Below are 1233 nucleotides of genomic sequence, written 5' to 3' on the forward strand. Positions count from 1 at the left end.
TCGACCCGGGTCGAGGTGGACGCTCCGGTGGTGGAGGTGGTCATGATGCCCGTTCCTCTCGGGTGGCGTGACGGCGGGCGATGATGCCCTCGGCCAGGTGCGCCGCGTCGCGGTCGATGCCGAGGAAGCGGCCCGAACCCCAGGTGTGCATCCAGGGCAGGCCGATGAAGGACAGGCCGGGTACCTCCGTCACGCCGCGGGTCTGCATGGGGTGGCCGGCGCCGTCGAACGCGCTCGCCTCGATCCAGCGGTAGTCGGGCCGGTAACCGATCGCCCAGATGATCGTGGTGACGCCCTCCGCGGCGAGGTCGAGGGACGTCGGGTCGGACTCGGGCGCCCACACCGGCTGGTACCTCGACGGCGGCGGGGCGTCGATCCCGTGTGCGTCGATGTGCCGGTCGATGTCGGCGCAGATCGAGTTGTACACCCGGTCTGCGGAGTCCAACGCCTCGGTGAGTGAGGGGTCGAACCGCAGTTCCGTGCCCTCTCCGGCGGTCAGTGTCCCGTACAGCCGCATGCCCTCGGCGGCGAATCGCCGCAGGTCCACGTCCCGCCCGCCGTCGCGGCCGGTGACGTAGTGGTTGGTCTTCTCCTGCGCGGCCTTACCGCCGGGGTACTGCTGTGCCGGGGTGTCGTACAGCCCCATGTCCGCGAGCCAGGTCATGCAGTCCCGGCCCCGGTAGAACCGGGCGACGCGCGGGGCGTTGCCCACCGCCAGGTGGACCCGGCGACCGGCGAGGTGCAGGTCCTCGGCGATCTGAGCTCCGGACTGGCCTGATCCCACCACCAGGACCGCGCCCTCGGCCAGCTGGTCGGGGTTGCGGTACTGCTCGGAGTGCAGCTGCGTCACGGCGGGGTCGAGGAACGAGGCGTAGGGCGGGATCACGGGGACCGGGTAGCCGCCGGTGGCCACCACCACCTCGTCCGCGGTGACCGTCCGCTCGCCGACCGGGCCGGCGAGGGTCACCTCGAAGCCGGTGCCGGTCCGGCGCAGCCGGGTGGCGGCCGTGTGCTCGGCGAGCGGCGGGTCGAAGGTCTCCAGCCAGCCGTGCAGCCACTCGACCACCTGGTCGCGGGTCATGAACCCGTCGGGGTCGGGGCCCTCGTAGTGGTAGCCCGGCAGCCTGCAGTGCCAGTTGGGCGTGACGAGCGTGAACGAGTCCCACCGGGTGTCGGCCCAGGCGTGGACGGCGGTCTGCTTCTCCACCACCTGGTGGTCGACGCCCGCCGTAC

General features: G+C 72.1%; 1 protein-coding gene. It reads right to left on the bottom strand.

Going from position 1 to position 1233, the window contains the following annotated elements; all coding sequences use genetic code 11:
* Positions 1-40 precede the first annotated feature (40 nt).
* The coding region (locus G6022_RS13150; protein ID WP_182691725.1) for an MSMEG_0569 family flavin-dependent oxidoreductase at positions 41-1233 on the bottom strand (1193 nt) is incomplete at its 5' end.

Origin of the sequence: Dietzia sp. Cai40 (genome assembly GCF_014145165.1) — a bacterium.
GTDB classification, from domain to species: Bacteria; Actinomycetota; Actinomycetes; order Mycobacteriales; family Mycobacteriaceae; genus Dietzia; species Dietzia natronolimnaea.